The sequence below is a fragment of the Colwellia chukchiensis genome (assembly GCF_002104455.1).
Taxonomy (GTDB): Bacteria; Pseudomonadota; Gammaproteobacteria; order Enterobacterales; family Alteromonadaceae; genus Cognaticolwellia; species Cognaticolwellia chukchiensis.
The window spans coordinates 370,140-389,054 of sequence record NZ_NBOC01000001.1; the positions used below are offsets into that span (position 1 = coordinate 370,140).

Below are 18,915 nucleotides of genomic sequence, written 5' to 3' on the forward strand. Positions count from 1 at the left end.
TTAAGGTGCTTTTAGCCAGCGTAATGCTTTATCCATTGCTTAGCTTTTTATTTCTGGTTAGCTTTGCTAAGAAATTGTCTTGGCCCACAGTGGCAACGATTAGTGTCGCAAGTATTGGCCTGTCTGCGTTGGCAAGTGGGCTATTAGTTTGGCAACTTTCTGCTAGTGACAATCAGTTGCTAACGGTAACGCTTTGGCATTGGTTTGATCTTAATAGTCACTCAGGTAGCTCGGCAGTAAATATTGGCTTTTATTTAGATGGCTTGTCAGGGGTGATGATCAGTGTTGTCACTGGTGTAGGGTTTTTGATCCACTTATTTGCGGCAATTTATATGAAAGCCGATAAAAACTTCGCACGCTTTATGGCCTATATGAATTTATTTATCTTTGCCATGCTGATTTTAGTTTTAGCCGATAACCTGGTTTTACTGTATTTAGGTTGGGAAGGGGTCGGTCTGTGTAGCTTTTTATTAATTGGCTTTTGGTATCAAGAAAAAAGCAATGTTTTGGCGGCGCGTAAGGCATTTATCGTGACCCGCGTAGGCGATACCTCGATGGCTATTGCCTTATTTTTATTGTTTAGCACTTTCGGTACCCTTGATATTGAGCTGCTAAGTAGCGTATTGCCTGTCATAAATGGTGCCGATACCGATGCTGTGCTGGATGATAAACTGTATTGGATAGCACTATTACTGCTTGGTGGTGCGGTTGGTAAGTCAGCACAACTGCCGCTGCAAACTTGGTTACCCGATGCCATGGCAGGGCCAACGCCAGTGAGTGCATTGATACATGCAGCCACTATGGTTACCGCAGGGGTGTATTTAATCGCGCGCCTACACCATGTTTTTTTATTAACACCAGAGGTGATGCACTATATTGCGTGGCTAGGCGCCATTACCTTGTTGCTTGCCGGCGTAGCGGCGCTTGCGCAAAATGATATCAAACGTGTATTAGCGTACTCTACCATGAGCCAAATTGGCTATATGATGCTGGCATTAGGGGCTGGAGCTTGGAGTGCAGGTGCTTTTCACTTAATGACCCATGCCTTTTTTAAAGCTTTACTGTTTTTAACTGCAGGCAGCATTATTTATGCCTTACATCATCAACAAAATCTTTTTAAGATGGGCGGTTTATTGCAAAAAGCGCCGTTTGAAAGTGCTTTATTTATCATCGGGCTAATTTGTTTAATGGCACTGCCGGGGAGCTCGGGCTTTTTCTCAAAAGAAGCGATAATTGCGCAGCTGTGGTCGTCTGATACGGCAGGCCCTATGCTTTGGTGGTGCGCGATTTTAGGCGCGCTGTTAACGAGCCTTTATAGCTGTCGTTTGTTTTTTCTTGGCTTTCTTGGCCGAGCGAGATTTTCAGCGCCAATTCAAGCAGAGAAACATATTTTGCTACGCGCTGCACTTGTTGCCTTGGCGATATTATCGTTACTGGGCGGGCTAATTCCGCTTGAGCTAAGCTTAGTGTTTCCAAACAGTGTGGTGTTGGCGTCGAAAAATGAACCCAGTTGGTTGCATACGGTTGCCATTTTAACGCCTTTTATCGGCATACTTGCCGCTTGGTTGTACTTTAAACCTTATCGACTGGCATCGAGTGACAATAAGCAAGTGCTTGGCATGCATAATGGTAAATTGGCGCAGTTTTGCCAGCAAGGCTTAGGTTTTGACAGTGTATATAACACCTTCATTGTGCAACCTTATATGTGGCTTGCAAAGCGCAATAAAAACGATATTTTTGACCAAATCATGATGCTTAATACTTGGTATGTCGGGCTTTGGCATGATGCCATCATTATGGTACAAAATGGTAGTCTACGTTGGTATTTAGCCGCCTTTGGCATTGCAATATTGCTCTTAACAGGAGTGATTTTGCTATGACACTTTCGGTGATTATGTTGGCGTTGGTATTAACCGGCGCAATAGCTTGGTGGGCAGAGCGACACTGGCAAGGTAGCGCCAAGTGGTTGTCTTTATTGGGGTTGACGTTATTAGCAACTGTGTTTGCCGTGTTTATAACCAGCGCCAATCATGACTTTGCTCAGTTGCAGGTGCTAACCAGAGTAATGTGGATTGCCACCTTTAATATTGAATATAGCATCGCCATTGATCAGCTCAGTATTTTGCTGATTGCACTAACTTGGTTGCTTGCCATTATTTGTGTACTGATCTCGTGGCGAGAAATTAAGCACAAGGTGGGCTTTTACTATTTTAATTTGCTGCTAACCGTTGCCGGTATTATTGGGGTTTTTATCGCGGTTGACTTGTTTCTTTTTTTCTTTTTTTGGGAAGTTATGCTGCTCCCCATGACAGCTATTATTGCGATTTGGGGGCATGAAAATCGTCGTTTTGCCGCGTTGAAGTTTTTTATTTTTACGCAAGTGAGCAGCCTACTAATGTTGGTTGCCATTATCGGCTTTGCCTACTTTCATTTATTACAAACGGGCCTATTAAGCTTCTACTACTTGGATTGGCGGGCATTACCTATGCCGTTAGCTATGAGTCAGTATTTAATGCTAGGTTTTTTTATTGCCTTTGCCGTCAAATTGCCGTCTGTGCCTGTGCATACTTGGTTACCCGATGCCCACACCCAAGCGCCGACAGCAGGCAGTGTGCTGCTGGCTGGTGTGCTGCTAAAAACCGGCGCTTATGGCTTAATTCGTTTTGTTATTTTTTTATTTCCAGAGGCCAGTGTGCAATTTGCACCAGTTGCCGCAACATTAGCGGTAGTGAGTATCCTTTATGGCGCAAAAATGGCTTTTGCTCAGCAAGACTTTAAGCGCTTAATAGCTTATAGCAGTATCAGTCATATGGGGTTTGTGATGTTGGCGCTATTCGCCTTTAATAGCATGGCTTATCAAGGGGCCATCGTGACTATGGTTGCACATGGGCTCAGCAGTGCCGCGCTATTTTGTTTAGCCGGTATGATTTACCAGCGCATTCATAGTCGCAGCTTGATTGCGATGGGGGGGTTTTGGCGTAGCGCGCCACGCATGGGTGGGTTTACCTTAGCCTTTGCTTGTGCTGCCTTTGGTTTGCCCGGCTTAGGTAATTTTATTGGTGAATTTCTTATTCTTGTTGGCGTATTTCAGGTTCAAGCTGAATTTGCCATAGTGGCGGCGTTGGCATTAGTCGCCTCTGCAGTTTATGGCATGGTGTTGTTTCAAGGCAGTTTTCAAGGACCTGCTAAGTGCGAGGTTATTGATCTGCAGCGCCGAGAAGTAGCCATTTGTAGTGCCTTGCTGCTATTACTTTTGCTGCTTGGCTGCTACCCCACGCTATTACTTAAATTTTCGTTTGGAGGTTAGCCTGATGTCGGCAATAACAAGTCAACCTGACGCTCTGTTTAGCTTGACCATGGCCCAAGCGATTTTACCCCAGCTTATTATTGCTTTTGGTATCGTGTTGGGCTTGCTATTAGTAGCATGGCGGCGTACACAACAAATAATTGTTTGCTTTACGGCGCTGGTACTTGTGCTTGCCTTAATTGCGAATATCAGTTTATACGGCACGTCGACAACACAGGTCACACAGTTGCTACTGGTTGATGCAAATAGTAGTTTTGCCTTGAGCCTAGTGCTTATTTCTGCCCTAGTTGCTTTGCGTATGAGCTATCGCTTTCTTAAAGCCCATATAGAAGTGCATGATGAATATTATTTATTATTATTGTTGGTCGTGTTTGCTGCCGGTATTCTAGTTACCAGTGATCACTTTGCTAGCCTGTTTTTGGGGTTTGAATTATTGAGTATTAGCTTGGTGGGCTTGGTAGGTTATCAAAGAGAAAGTCAGTACAGTGTTGAAAGCGGCTTTAAATACTTGATACTCAGTGCGGCTGCCTCTAGCTTTATGCTGCTAGGCATGGCCTTTATTTATAGTGTTAGCGGCGATATGAGCTTTAATGCCAACCTTAGCAATGCCATATACCACCAGCAAGGTTTGGGGCTGTTTTTTCAATTAGGGCTGTTGTTGTTGTTATCAGGTATTGTCTTCAAGTTGTCACTTGCACCGTTTCATTTTTGGACACCAGATGTTTATCAAGGGGCACCAACCCCTGTAACCCTGCTTATGGCAACCGTGTCAAAACTTGCGATGTTTGTTGTGTTAGTGAAATGTTTTGTCGCACAGCGATATTTGTTACTAGAAAATGTGCAACTTTTTTTGATCAGCTTCGCCATTATTTCTATGTTGTTAGGAAACGTAATGGCGCTGCGTCAACAAAACTTAAAACGGCTATTGGCCTATTCTTCGGTGGCACATATGGGCTATTTGTTGATCATCCTTATTGTGACCTCTGAGCAGAGCTTAGCGTTTAGCTGGCAAAGTATTTTATTTTACTTAGCCGCGTATACGCTTGCTAACCTGTCTATTTTTATGGTTATCGCTCTGTTGCAGCAGTACTCTAGTGATGCGCCTTACCAAGAAGATATATTATTGACCGACTTACAAGGCTTGTTTTGGCGCGCACCCAGTTATGGACTATTGATGATTTTAGCGTTATTAAGCTTGGCGGGTATTCCATTAACCATGGGATTTATTGGTAAGTTCTATATTTTAAGCCATGCAACCATTGCCCATGCGTGGTGGTTGATTGCAATTCTTATTTTTGCCAGTGCTATCGCCTTAGCGTATTACCTACCGATTATCTTTAAGATACTGACAGCTAAAGCCAATGATCCTCAACACATGCCACTGAAAAAACAGCATCTTATTGAGCAGGCTTTGGTATACGCCTTGGTAGTTATAAGTTTGTTTTTTGGCATTTTACCGGAGTTTGTCAACCAATTTATTCACAGTTAATGTGATGGTGAGATTAAGCGATACAGCAAGGTTTGACGATAAATTTGTTGTGTTTGTGCTAACGTTTAGCCGAATATATTATTATCGCGACAGCGCCTTAAACAATTTACCATCGCCAATACATATTTGTCACAGGCGCTCATGGGCTTGCTAGCTTTGATGGAGAAATCGGTGCAGCTTCATTAGAGGTAGCTAGAGGCAGTTGACGCTCAACAAAGCTATCAACTTAGTGCTGTTGCAATATCGATCCTAGTAGCTGTGATACAGACAACAATACAGAGTCTAGTTGGCGTTGAATAATAGCGCATAAGATCTAGATCAGCGATGCAAAAATTATCGGCTTCTATCTAGCTAATATCAGAGGCATAACACTATGTTTTTGTCCCGATATATTCGTCTTTTGCGCTTATTATGAAGCATTATTGCCGAAAAGCTTTAAAAAAACTAAGGTTAAATTTAGTTAATTTTCTCTAATCTCTTGTATAAATTAACAACATCTGTATAATGCGCGCCTCTGTAAATAGGAATCAAAAAAGCCTTGGTCGTCTTAGAGAAAAGATGACATTACAGATTTTCAAAATGAGTGGGGTATATCCGCCCAATAGACTTGCCCAGTTAACCCTCTATGTTAACGTAATGAATGTGCCTTAAGTCTTCCTGGTGGTTTCCTCGTATATGTACGTAGGAATCTCGGTATTTGCCGGTTTCTACCATGAGAAGACAAAAATTATATGACTGATCTTAACAATGCCTCTGTAGGCTTTGACACCCTTGGCCTGCCTGAAAACTTAGTATCTGCTGTAAAAGCACTAGGTTTTGAAAGTTCAACGGCTATTCAAGCACAAACTATTCCGCCATTATTAGCGGGTAAAGATGTACTTGGCGAAGCGCAAACCGGTACCGGTAAAACCGCGGCTTTCGGTTTACCCGCGCTAGCAAAAATAGACGTAACTATCCGCAAACCGCAATTAATGGTGCTTGCGCCAACGCGAGAATTGGCGATTCAAGTAGCGGAAGCGATTGAAACTTTTGCAAAAGATATGAAAGGTTTGCGTGTTGCTACCTTATACGGTGGCCAATCTTACCAACCACAATTTCAACAATTAGAGCGTGGTGCGCAAGTAGTCGTAGGTACGCCTGGTCGTTTAATGGACCATTTACGCCGGAAAAGCCTAAAATTAGCAAATTTATCATTTTGTGTGCTTGATGAAGCCGATGAAATGTTAAACATGGGCTTTTTAGAAGATATTGAATGGATTTTAGAGCACTTACCTGAAGCAACGCAAATGGCTTTGTTCTCAGCCACTATGCCGGCGCAAATTCGTAAAGTAGCGAATCGTTTTCTAAAAAGTCCTGAACATATTAAAATTGCCGCAGTAAAAAAAGTAAAAGCCAATATTGCACAGTACGCGTGGAAAGTTAGCGGTATTAATAAAATGACCGCCTTAGAGCGTATTGCGGAAACAGTTGATTATGATGCCATGATCATTTTTGTTCGCACCCGTAACGACACCATTGAAGTGGCAGAAAAGCTTGAGCGTGCAGGCTATGCCGCACTTGCACTAAATGGTGATATGAACCAAGCGCAACGCGAGCGTACAGTTGAGCAATTGAAATCTGGCGTATCATCAATTTTAGTGGCGACCGATGTTGTCGCGCGTGGTTTAGATATTCCACGTATTTCACTGGTTATCAACTATGACTTACCCAGTGACAATGAAGCCTATGTGCACCGTATTGGTCGTACCGGTCGCGCGGGTCGTAGCGGCACTGCCATTTCATTTGTTCGTCCTCGTGAAATGTACTCATTACGTCACTATGAACGCTTGACATCGGGTACGGTTGCTATGTACGACTTACCTAATATTCAAGAGATAGGTAAAGCTCGTATTGAGCGTACCCGCAACGAACTAGTTAGCCTAGTTGCGGAAAAAGAGTTAACGGCGATGTGTGAAATTATTGAAACTATGGCCAATGAGTCAGAGTTATCTATGGTCGATTTAGCCGCGGCATTGTTATACCAAAAGCAATTAAAGCAACCATTACAGCCGAAAGAAGATCCTAAACCTCGTCGTGAAGCGCGTGAACGCAATACTCGCAATGACAGTCGCGGTGCTCGTGATGCTCGAGGAGGGCGCAACGAAGCTCGTGGTGGTCGCCATGATAACCGTACAGAACGCACGCCGCGTAAAGTGAAAGTAGCTCGCTCTGATGTTGATTGGCAAACCTACCGCCTTGAAGTCGGTAAAGAGCATGGTGCTCGTCCGGGTGATATAGTGGGCGCGATTGCCAATGAAATATCGTTAGACAGTAGCTATATTGGTGCTATTAATTTGCATGATAAACATAGCTTTGTGCAACTACCTAAAGGCATGCCGGACAAGTCTTTTGCACAATTAAAGCGCGTGCGTGTTCGACGTCAAGTGTTAGATATTTCAGTGTCAGACGCACCGGCAGCGCAAGCGCCTAGTCGGGCGCGTAAAGAGCAGCGAGCCAACTAAACATAAGTTTAAGTCAATGTAAGCAAGCGCCAACTTTTATTTAAAGGTTGGCGTTTTTTTTCATGGCGAGAAAAGTCAAGCGTTAATCTTCGTAACTGAATACTTGAAATTTGTGGCTTTATTGCACGCTTCATGGTGATTATTTTAGCGGTAATATTTAATGTAAATTTATTGTTACAGCGCTGAGCGTTGTTAGCTATAGCTTAGATCCAGTAATACTCAAATCGCGCTTATTTACTCGTAACAATAGATTTACGCTTGAGAAAAGTGCACTTTCTGCTAGCCCTTTCTCTAGCGGGCAATCAGGGTAATAATCATCGTATTGTTAGCGCGAGAGAATGCATTATGACGGAAGTAAAAAATCCACTGAATTTACGTGGTATCGAGTTTATTGAGTACGCAACACCAGACTCTGATTTTATGGAACAGGCTTTTTACGGCTTTGGCTTTTCAAAACTGAAAAAGTTTAAAGGTCGTGATATTGATTACTTTAATCAAAATGATATCCACTTTTTTCTAAATAATGAACAAGCGGGATTTTCACGAGAATTCGCTAAAAGTCATGGTCCAGCAATTTGTTCAATGGGTTGGCGCGTTGAAAATGCCGCTTTTGCCTTTGAGCAAGCGATAGCGCGTGGGGCCAAATCTGCTGAACAAGCTGAAAATAAATTACCTTACCCAGCCATTTACGGTATTGGTGACAGCTTAATATATTTCATCGAAAAATTTGGTGAGAAAGGTTCAATTTATCAAGATGACTGTGAAGACTTAGCTGAGCCTGTATTAGTTAAAGATAAAGGCTTTAAAGCGGTTGATCACTTAACCAATAACGTTTATCAAGGCACCATGGAGCATTGGGCGAATTTTTATAAAAATGTTTTTGGTTTTACTGACGTGCGTTACTTTGACATTAAGGGCGAGAAGTCTGCTTTGATTTCTTATGCACTTCAATCACCTTGTGGTAGTTTTAGTATTCCAATTAATGAAGGTAAAGGGCAAAACAATAACCAAATTGATGAGTATTTAGACGAGTATAATGGTCCAGGTGTACAGCACTTAGCCTTTATCACAGATGACTTGTTAGGCTCGTTAGATCAATTAGATAAAAACATCATAGATACCTTAAATATTGTGCCAGAATACTACGATGATGTTTTTGACCGTATTCCCTGGGTTAAAGAAGATCAACAGCGCATTCGTGATCATCAAGTTTTGGTTGATAGCCAAAAAGAAAACTCCTATCTGTTGCAGATATTTACCAAAAATATTTTTGGTCCTATCTTTATTGAGATGATCCAACGGGTCGACGATAAAGGGTTTGGTGAAGGTAACTTTACCGCGCTATTTAAATCAATCGAATTGAACCAAATCGAGCGCGGCGTGCTATAAGGCACTAGTGTCATTAACGATTTTAAGAGCCAGCACCTGCTGGCTTTTTTATGTTCAGGAAGAAGGGTATGTCACGATCACAGAGACGTGAAAGAGTGACCATGTTCAGGAAGAACGATCAGTTTTTCCAAACAAAAACTAAGTCTCTACGCCCTTGTAGGCCATGTCACGTTCACACACTCAGTCTGAGTCATCCTTGATTTCACAACGTTAACGCTTCTTTGCAAGTCGATGTATAAGAGTAACGATGTTTAAGCCGTTTTTAGTTAGTGACTCAAACTTGCCAATCCATTGAATTAATAACTTTAGTCGACCTGACAATCGCAAAATCGCTCATTATCGCTATTTATCGTCAGATATTCATCGGTATGACCTCTCGATAAAATGTCGAAAGCGATAATCATTGGCAGATGAAATGTCTGATCGCATAACCTCGAAATGACGTGGAGAATGCTACAAACCTACGAACATAGCATTCTATGAATTAAACTCATTTGTCAATGAATTAAAATCAATTTTATTCATGTTACGAAGCCAGTATAAAACACACTCTGCTTTTAACTTTCGGCGATATGCTCGGTGGCGCGCAATTCAGTCTTTCGGCATAAAGTAACAAAGATGTTGAAGACTATGAACGGGAAAAATAGCAAGGGAAATTTAAAGCCCAGAAAGCACAAGAAATAAATTCAGCTTTTATGACAGCAATTGGATACAGATAATCATGAATAAAGATTTTACATTTACTATTAAAAAGATTGGTCTCAATGAAAACTACCGTCCATCAGACCATACACGTATTACGACCAACTTTGCTAATTTGGCGAGAGGGGCGAGCCGTCAACAGAATTTGCGCAACACCTTAAAGATGATTAACAATAGCTTTAATGCCCTAGCCTATTGGGATAACCCCAAAGGTGAGCGTTACTCTGTTGAGCTTGATATCATTTCTGTTTATATGAATATTGAGGGTAGTGGCCAAACCTTCCCGTCAATTGAAGTATTAAAAACTAATATTGTTGATCATCAAAGCAAAGAGCGCATTGAAGGCATTATCGGAAATAACTTTTCTTCTTATCTGCGAGATTATGACTTTAGTGTCGTGTTGTCTGAGCATAATAATGGCCAACGCGAGTTTAGCATCCCAGATAGTTTTGGCGATTTGCATGGCAAACTTTTTAAGTACTTTGTCAATTCAACGACTTATAAACAACATTTTAATAAGCCCCCTGTTATCTGTTTGAGTGTCTCGGATAACAAAATCTATCATCGAACTGGCAATCAACATCCTCTATTGGGTGTTGAATATCAGCCTAATCAATCATCATTAACGGAGCAATACTTCAAAAAAATGGGCTTACAAGTGCGCTATTTTATGCCGCCTAAGAGTGTTGCGCCACTGGCTTTCTTTTTCTTTGGCGATTTACTTAATGATTATACTAATCTTGAGCTGATCAGCACCATCAGCACGATGGAAACGTTTCAAAAGATTTATCGACCGGAAATTTATAATGCTAATGCTGTTGCCGGAAATTGCTATCAACCAAACCTGCAGAACTCAGATCATTCGTTAACGCAAATTGTTTATGACAAAGAAGAGCGCAGTAAGTTGGCTGTTAAACAAGGGAAGTTTGCTGAAGAGCACTTCATCAAACCCTATCAAACTGTACTTAAGCAATGGTCTGCTAATTACGCGCTTTAATTAACACGCTTCAATCAATAAAAGGTATAGCAGCATTTATTATGAAAACACTTATTAACAAAACTCGTCTTAACAAAATAATACTACCGACATCAACAGCAGGCAGTTTACCTAAGCCGTCTTGGCTTGCACAACCTGAAGCGCTATGGTCACCTTGGAAATTGCAAGGTGATGAATTAATTGACGGTAAATACGATGCGCTGCGTGTGTCATTGCAAGAGCAACAACAAGCAGGCATTGATATTGTAAGTGATGGTGAGCAAACACGGCAACATTTTGTCACGACCTTTATTGAGCACCTGAACGGCGTTGACTTTGAGCAGCGTAAAACCGTTAAAATTCGTGATCGCTATGAGGCCAGCGTGCCTACTGTGGTTGGTGCTGTTTCTCGACCAACGTCGGTTTTTGTTGAAGATGCCAAACTTTTACGCCAGCAAACTAGTCAGCCGATTAAATGGGCTCTGCCAGGTCCCATGACGATGATAGATACACTTTATGATGACCATTATCACAGCCGCGAAAAGCTCGCTTGGGAATTTGCCAAAATCCTAAATCAAGAAGCCAAAGAATTAGCGGCCGCAGGGGTTGATATTATCCAGTTTGATGAGCCAGCCTTTAATGTATTTTTTGATGAGGTTAATGACTGGGGCATTGCTTGTTTAGAAAGAGCCATTGAAGGACTTAGCTGTGAAACGGCTGTACATATTTGCTATGGCTACGGCATCAAAGCCAACACAGATTGGAAGAAAACCTTAGGAACACAGTGGCGACAATATGAAGCAGTGTTTCCCAAACTGCAAAAATCTACTATCGATATTATCTCGCTAGAATGCCATAACTCTCATGTGCCAATTGAGCTACTTGAACTAATTCGTGGTAAAAAGGTGATGGTAGGTGCCATAGATGTTGCAACCCATATCATTGAAGCACCAGAGGACGTCGCCCAAACCCTACGCGAAGCGCTCAAGTATGTTGATGCCGACAAGCTCTATCCTTGTACCAACTGCGGCATGGCCCCTTTACCGCGTCATGTTGCGAGGGGAAAGCTAAATGCCTTAAGCGCCGGTGCAGATATTGTTCGAAGAGAGCTCGCCATTAACAACTAGCTAATATAATAATGTTGAGTCGGTTTACGTTGCGGCAATAGGATTTAACGCCTATTACCCAACGGGTAGCCTTAACTGAAAGCTAAAAGCTTAAAGAGAATGAGCATAGCCGTTACCGTTCCACAAGAACAGGCGTAAGGCCTTTGTTATGCTTAAACGTAGAAACAAAATTAGAAACAAAAGAGCAGTAGCCGTTAATGAATACTATTGAATTTATAGCAAATAATATCTCTAGCTTTTTTGCCTTGCTTGCCACAGGTGTATTTGCAGGCATTTTAGCTGGCTTGTTAGGCGTAGGCGGCGGTATCGTTATCGTACCAGTGCTATTTTTTTTGTTCCAGAGCTTTGGTGTATCGCCAGAATCTGCGATGCTTGTGGCGACAGCAACTTCACTAGCTACCATAGTACCAACGTCTATGAGTTCAATTCGTTCTCATCACCAAAAAGATAATGTCGATTTTGATCTGCTCAAGAGTTGGGCGCTGTTTATTCTGATAGGGGTATTGCTTGGTAGTTGGTTAGTGACTCGCATTGAAGGCACTATGCTTACTATGTTATTTGGCGTGATAGCGGTATTATCGGCACTAAACATGCTGCTTAGAACGGGAAAGCCAGCTCTGTATCAAAAACTGCCTGAGACGGCGGGACAAACAGTGATGGGCACATCCATTGGCTTTTTCAGTGCAATGGTAGGGATCGGCGGGGGCACTATCTCGGTGCCACTACTCACCTTATATAACTATCCAGCTCACAAGGCCATTGGCACGGCTGCAGCGATAGGGTTAATCATTTCGTTGCCAGGTGCGCTAACAATGTTAACTTTAGGTCAGACACCAATCGATGCTCCAGCGGGTACTTTTGGCTTGGTTAATCTATTTAGTTTTATTTTTATTGTACCGCTAACGGTATTATTCGCCCCCGTTGGGGCATCGCTGGCAGCAAAACTCGATGTGATAAAACTGAAAAAACTTTTTGCCTTGGTCCTACTTTTTACTGGTTTACGCATGCTGGCACAATGCTTACTTTAGGTCTATTGCCGTTGTTAGTGCAGTTATTACGCTCAATTCAACGGGTAATGGTCACCTCCTTTAGTTAGCTCTTTATGCTAATCAACAGCGAGAATTATTCCCACTCGTTCGCTCTGGAATAAAACAAGCAAAGCTATTGCTGTCATTATTTATCTCTATTCTCATGGTAAATAATTGGTTTGATGAATAAAAATGATATAATTTTCTCAATCGATGAATATAGTTCATCATAAAGCCAAAGCTAGGAGTTAATAGATGTTAGAGAGGAGCCATTTAGAAATACTAACCGCAATAAAAGTACATGGAACGCTTACCAAAGCGGCAGACTCATTACACTTATCCCAATCTGCGTTAAGTCACAGTATCAAAAAATTAGAAGGCCAAGTTGCTACGCCGATATGGAAAAAAGACGGTCGGGGCCTTCGTCTTACCGCCGCTGGAGCGCGCATTCAAGCGCTTGCTAATAGAGTTTTGCCTCAGTTTTTGCACACGGAATTATTACTGAAGCAGATTGCCAAAGGTGAAATGGGATCGCTACGCATTGGCATGGAGTGTCATCCTTGTTATCAATGGCTACTTAGAGTGATTCAGCCTTATTTAAAGCAGTGGCCAGACATTGATATGGACGTGAAGCAGGAGTTCCAGTTTGGCGCTTTAGGAGCATTACTTAGCTATGAAATAGATGTACTTATTACACCAGATCCGCTCTTTAAGCCTAAAATAGACTATATCCCCGTTTTTGACTATGAGCATAGATTGGTTGTTTCCGCGTCTCATCAACTGGCCAAGCAAAATTTTGTCTTACCTGAACAACTCAACGAAGAAGTGTTGTTTAGTTATCCCGTTGAGCCACTAAGACTCGATATTTTTAGTCAATTTCTTAATCCTGCAAAGTGCTCAGTAAAGCAACACAAATATATAGAAACTACTGAGATCATGTTGCAGATGGTCGCCGCAGGTCGAGGCGTGTGTGCTTTGCCAGGTTGGTTAGTCGATGAATACGCCAAATCAATGCCGATCAAGAGTATTCGTTTTGGAAAACAAGGTATTGGTAAGCAGATCTTTGTCGGTATTCGCAAGGACGAACAAAATATCGACTACTTAAACGATTTTATTGCGCAAGCTAAAAAGACAAAATGATCGATGAACCTTGCTTTAGGGGAGTGCCGCATAAAATTAAACGCTGGCGATAGCATTAAGGGCCAACGTGCCGCTAATCTGCTGACAGTCTCTTGAATACAGATAACGCCATTGTAAGGTTTTTTGTTGACGGCAATTATGAACTTTGAGCAGCCCGATAATACTAGTGTTAGTGGCTATAGTGTTAGTGGCCATAGTATTAGTGGATATAGTGTTCGCGGATATAGTTACGAGTGAGTGTTAACCTGAACTAAAATCTGTGATACGTTTCGTTCATAAGATCTTAATTAACGAGGAACTTATAGCTATTACAACAGCTTATAAGTGAAAGTTTTCTTTAACGCTTTTTTGACACTAGCTCAGTGGATATGACAAGCACAAAAAAAGCGCCAACTGGCGCTTTTAATTTTCGTAATTAGGCACTACTTACTTAACGCTTCACCTAAATGTGGACGAATATCTTTCAATATTTCTTTTGCTAAGCGTGGGCTACTGGCAACGATATTTCCTGAATTGTTGTGGTTATGACCACCAACAAAGTCTGTCACTAAACCACCTGCTTCGATAACCATAAGTTCACCGGCAGCGGTATCCCAAGGTTTTAAGCCAATTTCAAAGTAGCCGTCAACACGACCAGCCGCTACATAGGCTAAATCTAATGCTGCTGAGCCTGCGCGACGCATATCTGATGTTTTACCAAACAGGGTTTTGAACATTTCTAAATAGGCATTGGTGTGCTGTTTATGTTTAAATGGAAAACCAGTCGCTAAAACTGCACCATTGAGCTCTTTTGACTGCTTAACACGGATACGAAAGCCGTTTAATTGTGCGCCTTTACCACGACTTGCTGTAAATAGCTCGCCACGGATCGGGTCATAAATCACCGCTTGATCTAATTTGCCTTTTACTTTTAAAGCAATGGATACGGCAAAGTGTGGAATGCCCTTAACAAAGTTAGTAGTGCCATCGAGTGGATCTATGACCCATTGATAGTCACTGTCTTTACCTTCAATAAGGCCGCACTCTTCACCTATGATGGTGTGATTTGGGTAAGATTTTTGAATGGTTTCAACAATAGCAAGTTCTGCACTTATATCAACATTGGTAACAAAATCGTTAGTACCCTTAGATTCAATTTCAATTTTATCTAGTTGTTCAAAAGCGCGCAGAATTACTTTGCCCGCAGCACGCGCAGAGCGCACAGCAATATTTAGCATCGGATGCATTATCGACTACCCTATATGTTGTAAAATGTCAGAAACAGCTATGTAAAAGAACGAGTTAACTCTAAAAGCAGCCATCAAAGCTAGGCCCCTAAAATTAAGCGCGCAAATTATAGCAAAGTTCATAACTATTTGCGACCTTGTTATTGAATCAATCTCAGGTTATTTTCCTGCTAATGATAAGTTATAGACTAGCCGATACTGTTTTGCCGTATTTCTTGCCCTTATAAGCAAAAGACCTAATCCAGATTGATAAACACTATAAAACTAATATAAAAGTGATGCTTTTTTCTCAGCACAAGGATAATGTTCTGTGTTAATATTATCGACAATTTTAGCCATCTAGATAGGCAGCAAGGTATAAATATGCCCATTGTTGTTTAACAAATAAACAAGTGAATATAATGTCAGATTCTTTATTAAATAAGGTGCGTATTGTTCTCGTTAATACTTCCGACTGTCGCAACATCGGCTCTGCCGCACGAGCCATGAAAACCATGGGCTTAACTGAGCTTACCTTAGTTGACCCGATAGAAATGCCAAATGGCCAAGCACAGGCGCTAGCCGCTGGTGCAACTGATGTATTGCAAAATGCTAAAGTCGTTGCCACCTTAGAAGAAGCCATTAGTGACTGTGGTTTAGTGGTGGGCACGAGTGCTCGTTCGCGCACTTTGCCCTGGCCAATGCTTGAGCCTAGAGCTTGTGGTGAAAAATTGATTGCCGAAGCACAAGAATACCCAGTGGCTTTAGTTTTTGGTCGAGAAAGCAGTGGCTTAAGTAATGATGAGCTGCAATTGTGCCATTTTCACGTGCAAATACCTGCTAACCCAGAATATAGCTCATTGAACTTAGCTATGGCAGTACAAACCTTAAGCTACGAAGTACGCACTAGTTTCTTGGCTCATCAGCAACAAGCGTTTGTAAAAGACAGTGAAGAGTATCCTGTGGTTGATGAAACCGAGCGATTCTATCAGCATTTTGAAGCTGCATTAAAGGCAACCGGCTTTATCGTGCCTAGTCACCCAGGTTTAGTGATGACAAAGCTACGTCGACTATTTAATCGTGCAAGACCTGATGTTAAAGAGCTGAAGATGATGCGCGGCATATTAGCCTCGGTAGAACGGGCAGCGAAAGCATCACGCGCAGATGAACAAATAGATTAATTAAAGTAGACGGTGGATTAGGTAGTGAGTGAGCTTTACTGCGGCTATAGCACCAAGAATGAAGGAAAGTGGTATGTTTGACCGCATGAAAGAAGACATCAATAGTGTATTTGACCGTGATCCAGCAGCGCGCAATGTGTTTGAGGTATTGACTAACTACCCCGGATTACATGCGGTTTGGTTTCATCGATTGAGCCATAAATTATGGCAATGCAATTGGAAGTGGTTGGCGCGCAGTCTATCAACATTTTCCCGTTGGCTAACTGGTATTGAGATCCATCCTGGCGCCACTATTGGTCGACGATTTTTCATTGATCATGGCATGGGCGTTGTGATTGGTGGTACGGCAGAAATTGGCGATGATGTCACCTTGTATCAAGGGGTAACATTAGGTGGAACCAGTTGGAAAGAAGGCAAACGACACCCTACGCTGATGAATAACGTGGTTGTGGGTGCTGGTGCTAAAATATTAGGTCCTATCACCATAGGTAAACACGGTAAAGTTGGCTCAAATTCTGTCGTAGTGAAAGACGTGCCAGAGCACGCCACGGCGGTTGGGATTCCTGGGCGTATCGTTAACCCCAATAAAAATAACGGCGCGGCCGAAAAACGTGAGCAAGCGGCGAAAAAGTATGGCTTTGATGCATACGCGGTTGCCGTCGACAATCCTGATCCGGTGGCAAAAGCCATTGGCCGTTTACTTGATCATATGCACCTAATGGATGATAAGGTGAGCGATTTATGTCGCGAAGTAAATCAATTAGGTGGAGAGGTTTGTCAAGAAGCGCTACCTGAGCTTAGTGTTGGTGAATTTGACGAAGATGAGAAAGCCGCGGCAAAACGTCGAGAAAGCGCAGCAGAGTCGTTTGACCCAACCATCTAAAGTATGAGCAAAAGCTTTTACAACGACCAAGCTGAACTGAGCTGTTTTTTTTAAACGCACTATTTTTGCAAGCTAATAGTGCGTTATCTACACCTTAATTTTGCCTTTTTATTGACTAATTTCTAATCCCGCGTAAAATACCTGAGTAAATCACTCGGGTATTTAGTTGACTATTTTATAAGGATATGTAAAATTGCGCAGCAAATTGATAGGGGTATTAAATGAAACTGACGTCTAAGGGCCGATATGCTGTAACAGCTATGCTGGATGTAGCCATTCATGCGGCAACAGGGCCTGTTCCTTTGGCGGACATTTCCGAGCGACAAGGTATCTCCTTATCTTATTTGGAGCAGCTTTTTTCACGGCTGAGAAAATATGGCTTGGTCAATAGTGTTCGCGGTCCCGGTGGTGGTTATCGCTTGGGTAAATGTTCAGCTCAAATTGCCGTGGCCGATGTTATAAATGCGGTTGATGAAACCATTAATGCCACCAAGTGTGGTGGTAAGGGTAACTGTCAAGACGGTCAACAATGTTTAACGCATTATTTGTGGTCGGATTTAAGCGATAGAATCGAAGACTTTTTAAAAAGCATTTCTCTTGCTGAGCTCGTCGAGCAGCGGAATGTCAAAATAGTGTCTCAGCGACAAGATGAAGCCAGTGCTAAAGCACGCAAAGCGCCTTCGCTAGAGACATTGATTACCACCCAAAACATAATGAATGACTGGCATTAGTTGCCGTTCAACTGGAGATTATTAAGCCATGAAGCTTCCAATTTATTTTGATTATTCAGCAACAACACCTGTAGACAAACGTGTCGCTGAAAAAATGATGCAATATATGACCACCGACGGTTTTTATGGTAACCCAGCATCACGCTCACACAAATTTGGCTGGCAAGCAGAAGAAGCGGTAGATATCGCGCGTAACCAAGTTGCTGATCTGATCAACGCCGATCCGCGTGAAATCGTCATCACCTCAGGTGCCACTGAATCAAACAACTTAGCAATTAAAGGTGCGGCCAAGTTTTACAGTAAAAAAGGTAAGCACATTATTACCTGTAAAACCGAGCATAAAGCCGTGCTAGATACTTGTCGCGAGTTAGAGCGTCAAGGCTTTGAAGTGACTTACCTCGACCCAGAAAGCAACGGTTTAATTGATTTAAACAAATTAAACGATGCCATTCGAGAAGACACAGTGCTAGTAAGTATTATGCACGTTAACAATGAAATTGGTGTAATTCAGGATATCGCTGAAATTGGCGAAATGTGTCGTGCTCGTAAAATTATCTTCCATGTTGATGCTGCGCAAAGTGCCGGTAAAATCAACATTGATTTACAGCATTTAAAAGTCGATTTAATGTCGTTTTCAGCTCATAAAATCTACGGACCAAAAGGTATTGGCGCCTTGTACGTTCGCCGTAAGCCGCGTATTCGCCTTGAAGCGCAGATGCACGGCGGCGGTCATGAGCGCGGTATGCGCAGTGGCACCTTGGCAACCCATCAAATCGTAGGTATGGGTGAAGCCTTTAGAATCGCCAAAGAAGAATTAGCGCAAGACGAAGTACACGTTACGAAAATGCGTGATCGTTTATGGGCGGGCTTAAGCGACATGGAGCAAGTATTTGTTAACGGTGACTTTGATAAACGTTACCCAGGTAACTTAAACGTAAGCTTCAACTTTGTTGAAGGTGAATCGTTAATTATGGCGTTAAAAGACTTAGCAGTATCGTCGGGCTCTGCCTGTACATCGGCAAGTTTAGAGCCATCGTATGTGCTACGCGCACTCGGCTTAAACGATGAGATGGCACATAGCTCGATTCGTTTTAGCTTTGGTCGTTTTACCACAGAAGCAGAAATAGACTACGCCATTGACCTAATTAAAAAGGCCATTGGTCATTTACGAGACATGTCACCGCTTTGGGAAATGTACAAAGACGGTATCGATTTAGACTCAATTGAGTGGGCTGCACACTAGCACACGAGGAGAA

General features: G+C 42.3%; 14 protein-coding genes. 13 read left to right on the forward strand and 1 reads right to left on the reverse strand.

Features of this window, described 5'->3' with window-relative positions; translation table 11 throughout:
- Window positions 1-5: 5 nt before the first annotated feature.
- The 9 genes from nuoL (at window position 6) to B6K83_RS01740 (ending at window position 13,659) form a co-directional block, all read left to right on the forward strand.
- Complete coding sequence (nuoL, locus tag B6K83_RS01700) at window positions 6-1,880, forward strand: NADH-quinone oxidoreductase subunit L (protein ID WP_233143775.1); 1,875 nt, start codon at window positions 6-8, stop codon at window positions 1,878-1,880.
- Window positions 1,877-3,307 carry a complex I subunit 4 family protein gene (locus B6K83_RS01705; RefSeq protein ID WP_085282608.1) on the forward strand — a complete coding sequence of 477 codons (1,431 nt, stop codon included), beginning with the start codon at window positions 1,877-1,879 and terminating at the stop codon, window positions 3,305-3,307. The genes nuoL and B6K83_RS01705 overlap by 4 nt, the downstream gene beginning before the upstream one ends.
- Before the next feature lie 4 nt (window positions 3,308-3,311).
- Window positions 3,312-4,796: an NADH-quinone oxidoreductase subunit N gene (locus B6K83_RS01710; RefSeq protein ID WP_085282610.1), complete on the forward strand. Its 1,485-nt coding sequence runs from the start codon at window positions 3,312-3,314 to the stop codon at window positions 4,794-4,796.
- 731 nt (window positions 4,797-5,527) lie between these two features.
- Window positions 5,528-7,297, forward strand: a complete 1,770-nt coding sequence (locus B6K83_RS01715; protein WP_085282612.1) for a DEAD/DEAH box helicase — start codon at window positions 5,528-5,530, stop codon at window positions 7,295-7,297.
- A gap of 345 nt (window positions 7,298-7,642) precedes the next feature.
- Window positions 7,643-8,686, forward strand: a complete 1,044-nt coding sequence (gene hppD / locus B6K83_RS01720) for a 4-hydroxyphenylpyruvate dioxygenase (protein WP_085282613.1) — start codon at window positions 7,643-7,645, stop codon at window positions 8,684-8,686.
- 721 nt (window positions 8,687-9,407) lie between these two features.
- Complete coding sequence (locus B6K83_RS01725; RefSeq protein ID WP_085282615.1) at window positions 9,408-10,385, forward strand: DUF1852 domain-containing protein; 978 nt, start codon at window positions 9,408-9,410, stop codon at window positions 10,383-10,385.
- Window positions 10,386-10,426: 41 nt separating this feature from the next.
- On the forward strand, window positions 10,427-11,491 hold the full coding sequence (locus tag B6K83_RS01730) for a methionine synthase (RefSeq protein ID WP_085282617.1): 1,065 nt from the start codon (window positions 10,427-10,429) through the stop codon (window positions 11,489-11,491).
- Window positions 11,492-11,688: 197 nt separating this feature from the next.
- On the forward strand, window positions 11,689-12,519 hold the full coding sequence (locus B6K83_RS01735) for a sulfite exporter TauE/SafE family protein (protein WP_085282619.1): 831 nt from the start codon (window positions 11,689-11,691) through the stop codon (window positions 12,517-12,519).
- A gap of 255 nt (window positions 12,520-12,774) precedes the next feature.
- Entirely contained in the window at window positions 12,775-13,659 is an 885-nt protein-coding gene (locus B6K83_RS01740) for a LysR family transcriptional regulator (RefSeq protein ID WP_085282621.1), read from the forward strand.
- A 422-nt stretch (window positions 13,660-14,081) separates the two neighbouring features.
- On the opposite strand, the gene suhB is transcribed toward B6K83_RS01740, so the two are convergent.
- Window positions 14,082-14,885, reverse strand: coding sequence for an inositol-1-monophosphatase (gene suhB, locus B6K83_RS01745; protein ID WP_085282623.1), 804 nt, complete (start codon window positions 14,883-14,885; stop codon window positions 14,082-14,084).
- Between the two features lie 401 nt (window positions 14,886-15,286).
- Here suhB and trmJ point away from each other — a divergent pair, with 401 nt between their 5' ends.
- The 4 genes from trmJ to B6K83_RS01765 all read left to right on the forward strand — a co-directional run bounded on the left by trmJ (window position 15,287) and on the right by B6K83_RS01765 (window position 18,902).
- Complete coding sequence (gene trmJ / locus B6K83_RS01750) at window positions 15,287-16,045, forward strand: tRNA (cytosine(32)/uridine(32)-2'-O)-methyltransferase TrmJ (protein WP_085282625.1); 759 nt, start codon at window positions 15,287-15,289, stop codon at window positions 16,043-16,045.
- Window positions 16,046-16,118: 73 nt separating this feature from the next.
- Window positions 16,119-16,928 carry a serine O-acetyltransferase gene (gene cysE / locus B6K83_RS01755; RefSeq protein WP_085282627.1) on the forward strand — a complete coding sequence of 270 codons (810 nt, stop codon included), beginning with the start codon at window positions 16,119-16,121 and terminating at the stop codon, window positions 16,926-16,928.
- 221 nt (window positions 16,929-17,149) lie between these two features.
- The gene (gene iscR / locus B6K83_RS01760; protein ID WP_085282629.1) at window positions 17,150-17,659 is read left to right on the forward strand and encodes a Fe-S cluster assembly transcriptional regulator IscR; all 510 of its coding nucleotides are present in this window, start codon (window positions 17,150-17,152) and stop codon (window positions 17,657-17,659) included.
- Window positions 17,660-17,687: 28 nt separating this feature from the next.
- On the forward strand, window positions 17,688-18,902 hold the full coding sequence (locus tag B6K83_RS01765) for an IscS subfamily cysteine desulfurase (RefSeq protein WP_085282631.1): 1,215 nt from the start codon (window positions 17,688-17,690) through the stop codon (window positions 18,900-18,902).
- Window positions 18,903-18,915 lie beyond the last annotated feature (13 nt).

What these genes read in the sequence shown, in the direction of transcription:
- B6K83_RS01705 (WP_085282608.1), top strand. Translation starts at nt 1,877, where the DNA reads ATGACACTTTCGGTGATTATGTTGGCGTTGGTATTAACCGGCGCAATA.
- B6K83_RS01710 (WP_085282610.1), top strand. Translation starts at nt 3,312, where the DNA reads ATGTCGGCAATAACAAGTCAACCTGACGCTCTGTTTAGCTTGACCATG.
- B6K83_RS01715 (WP_085282612.1), top strand. Translation starts at nt 5,528, where the DNA reads ATGACTGATCTTAACAATGCCTCTGTAGGCTTTGACACCCTTGGCCTG.
- hppD (WP_085282613.1), top strand. Translation starts at nt 7,643, where the DNA reads ATGACGGAAGTAAAAAATCCACTGAATTTACGTGGTATCGAGTTTATT.
- B6K83_RS01725 (WP_085282615.1), top strand. Translation starts at nt 9,408, where the DNA reads ATGAATAAAGATTTTACATTTACTATTAAAAAGATTGGTCTCAATGAA.
- B6K83_RS01730 (WP_085282617.1), top strand. Translation starts at nt 10,427, where the DNA reads ATGAAAACACTTATTAACAAAACTCGTCTTAACAAAATAATACTACCG.
- B6K83_RS01735 (WP_085282619.1), top strand. Translation starts at nt 11,689, where the DNA reads ATGAATACTATTGAATTTATAGCAAATAATATCTCTAGCTTTTTTGCC.
- B6K83_RS01740 (WP_085282621.1), top strand. Translation starts at nt 12,775, where the DNA reads ATGTTAGAGAGGAGCCATTTAGAAATACTAACCGCAATAAAAGTACAT.
- suhB (WP_085282623.1), bottom strand. Translation starts at nt 14,885, where the DNA reads ATGCATCCGATGCTAAATATTGCTGTGCGCTCTGCGCGTGCTGCGGGC.
- trmJ (WP_085282625.1), top strand. Translation starts at nt 15,287, where the DNA reads ATGTCAGATTCTTTATTAAATAAGGTGCGTATTGTTCTCGTTAATACT.
- cysE (WP_085282627.1), top strand. Translation starts at nt 16,119, where the DNA reads ATGTTTGACCGCATGAAAGAAGACATCAATAGTGTATTTGACCGTGAT.
- iscR (WP_085282629.1), top strand. Translation starts at nt 17,150, where the DNA reads ATGAAACTGACGTCTAAGGGCCGATATGCTGTAACAGCTATGCTGGAT.
- B6K83_RS01765 (WP_085282631.1), top strand. Translation starts at nt 17,688, where the DNA reads ATGAAGCTTCCAATTTATTTTGATTATTCAGCAACAACACCTGTAGAC.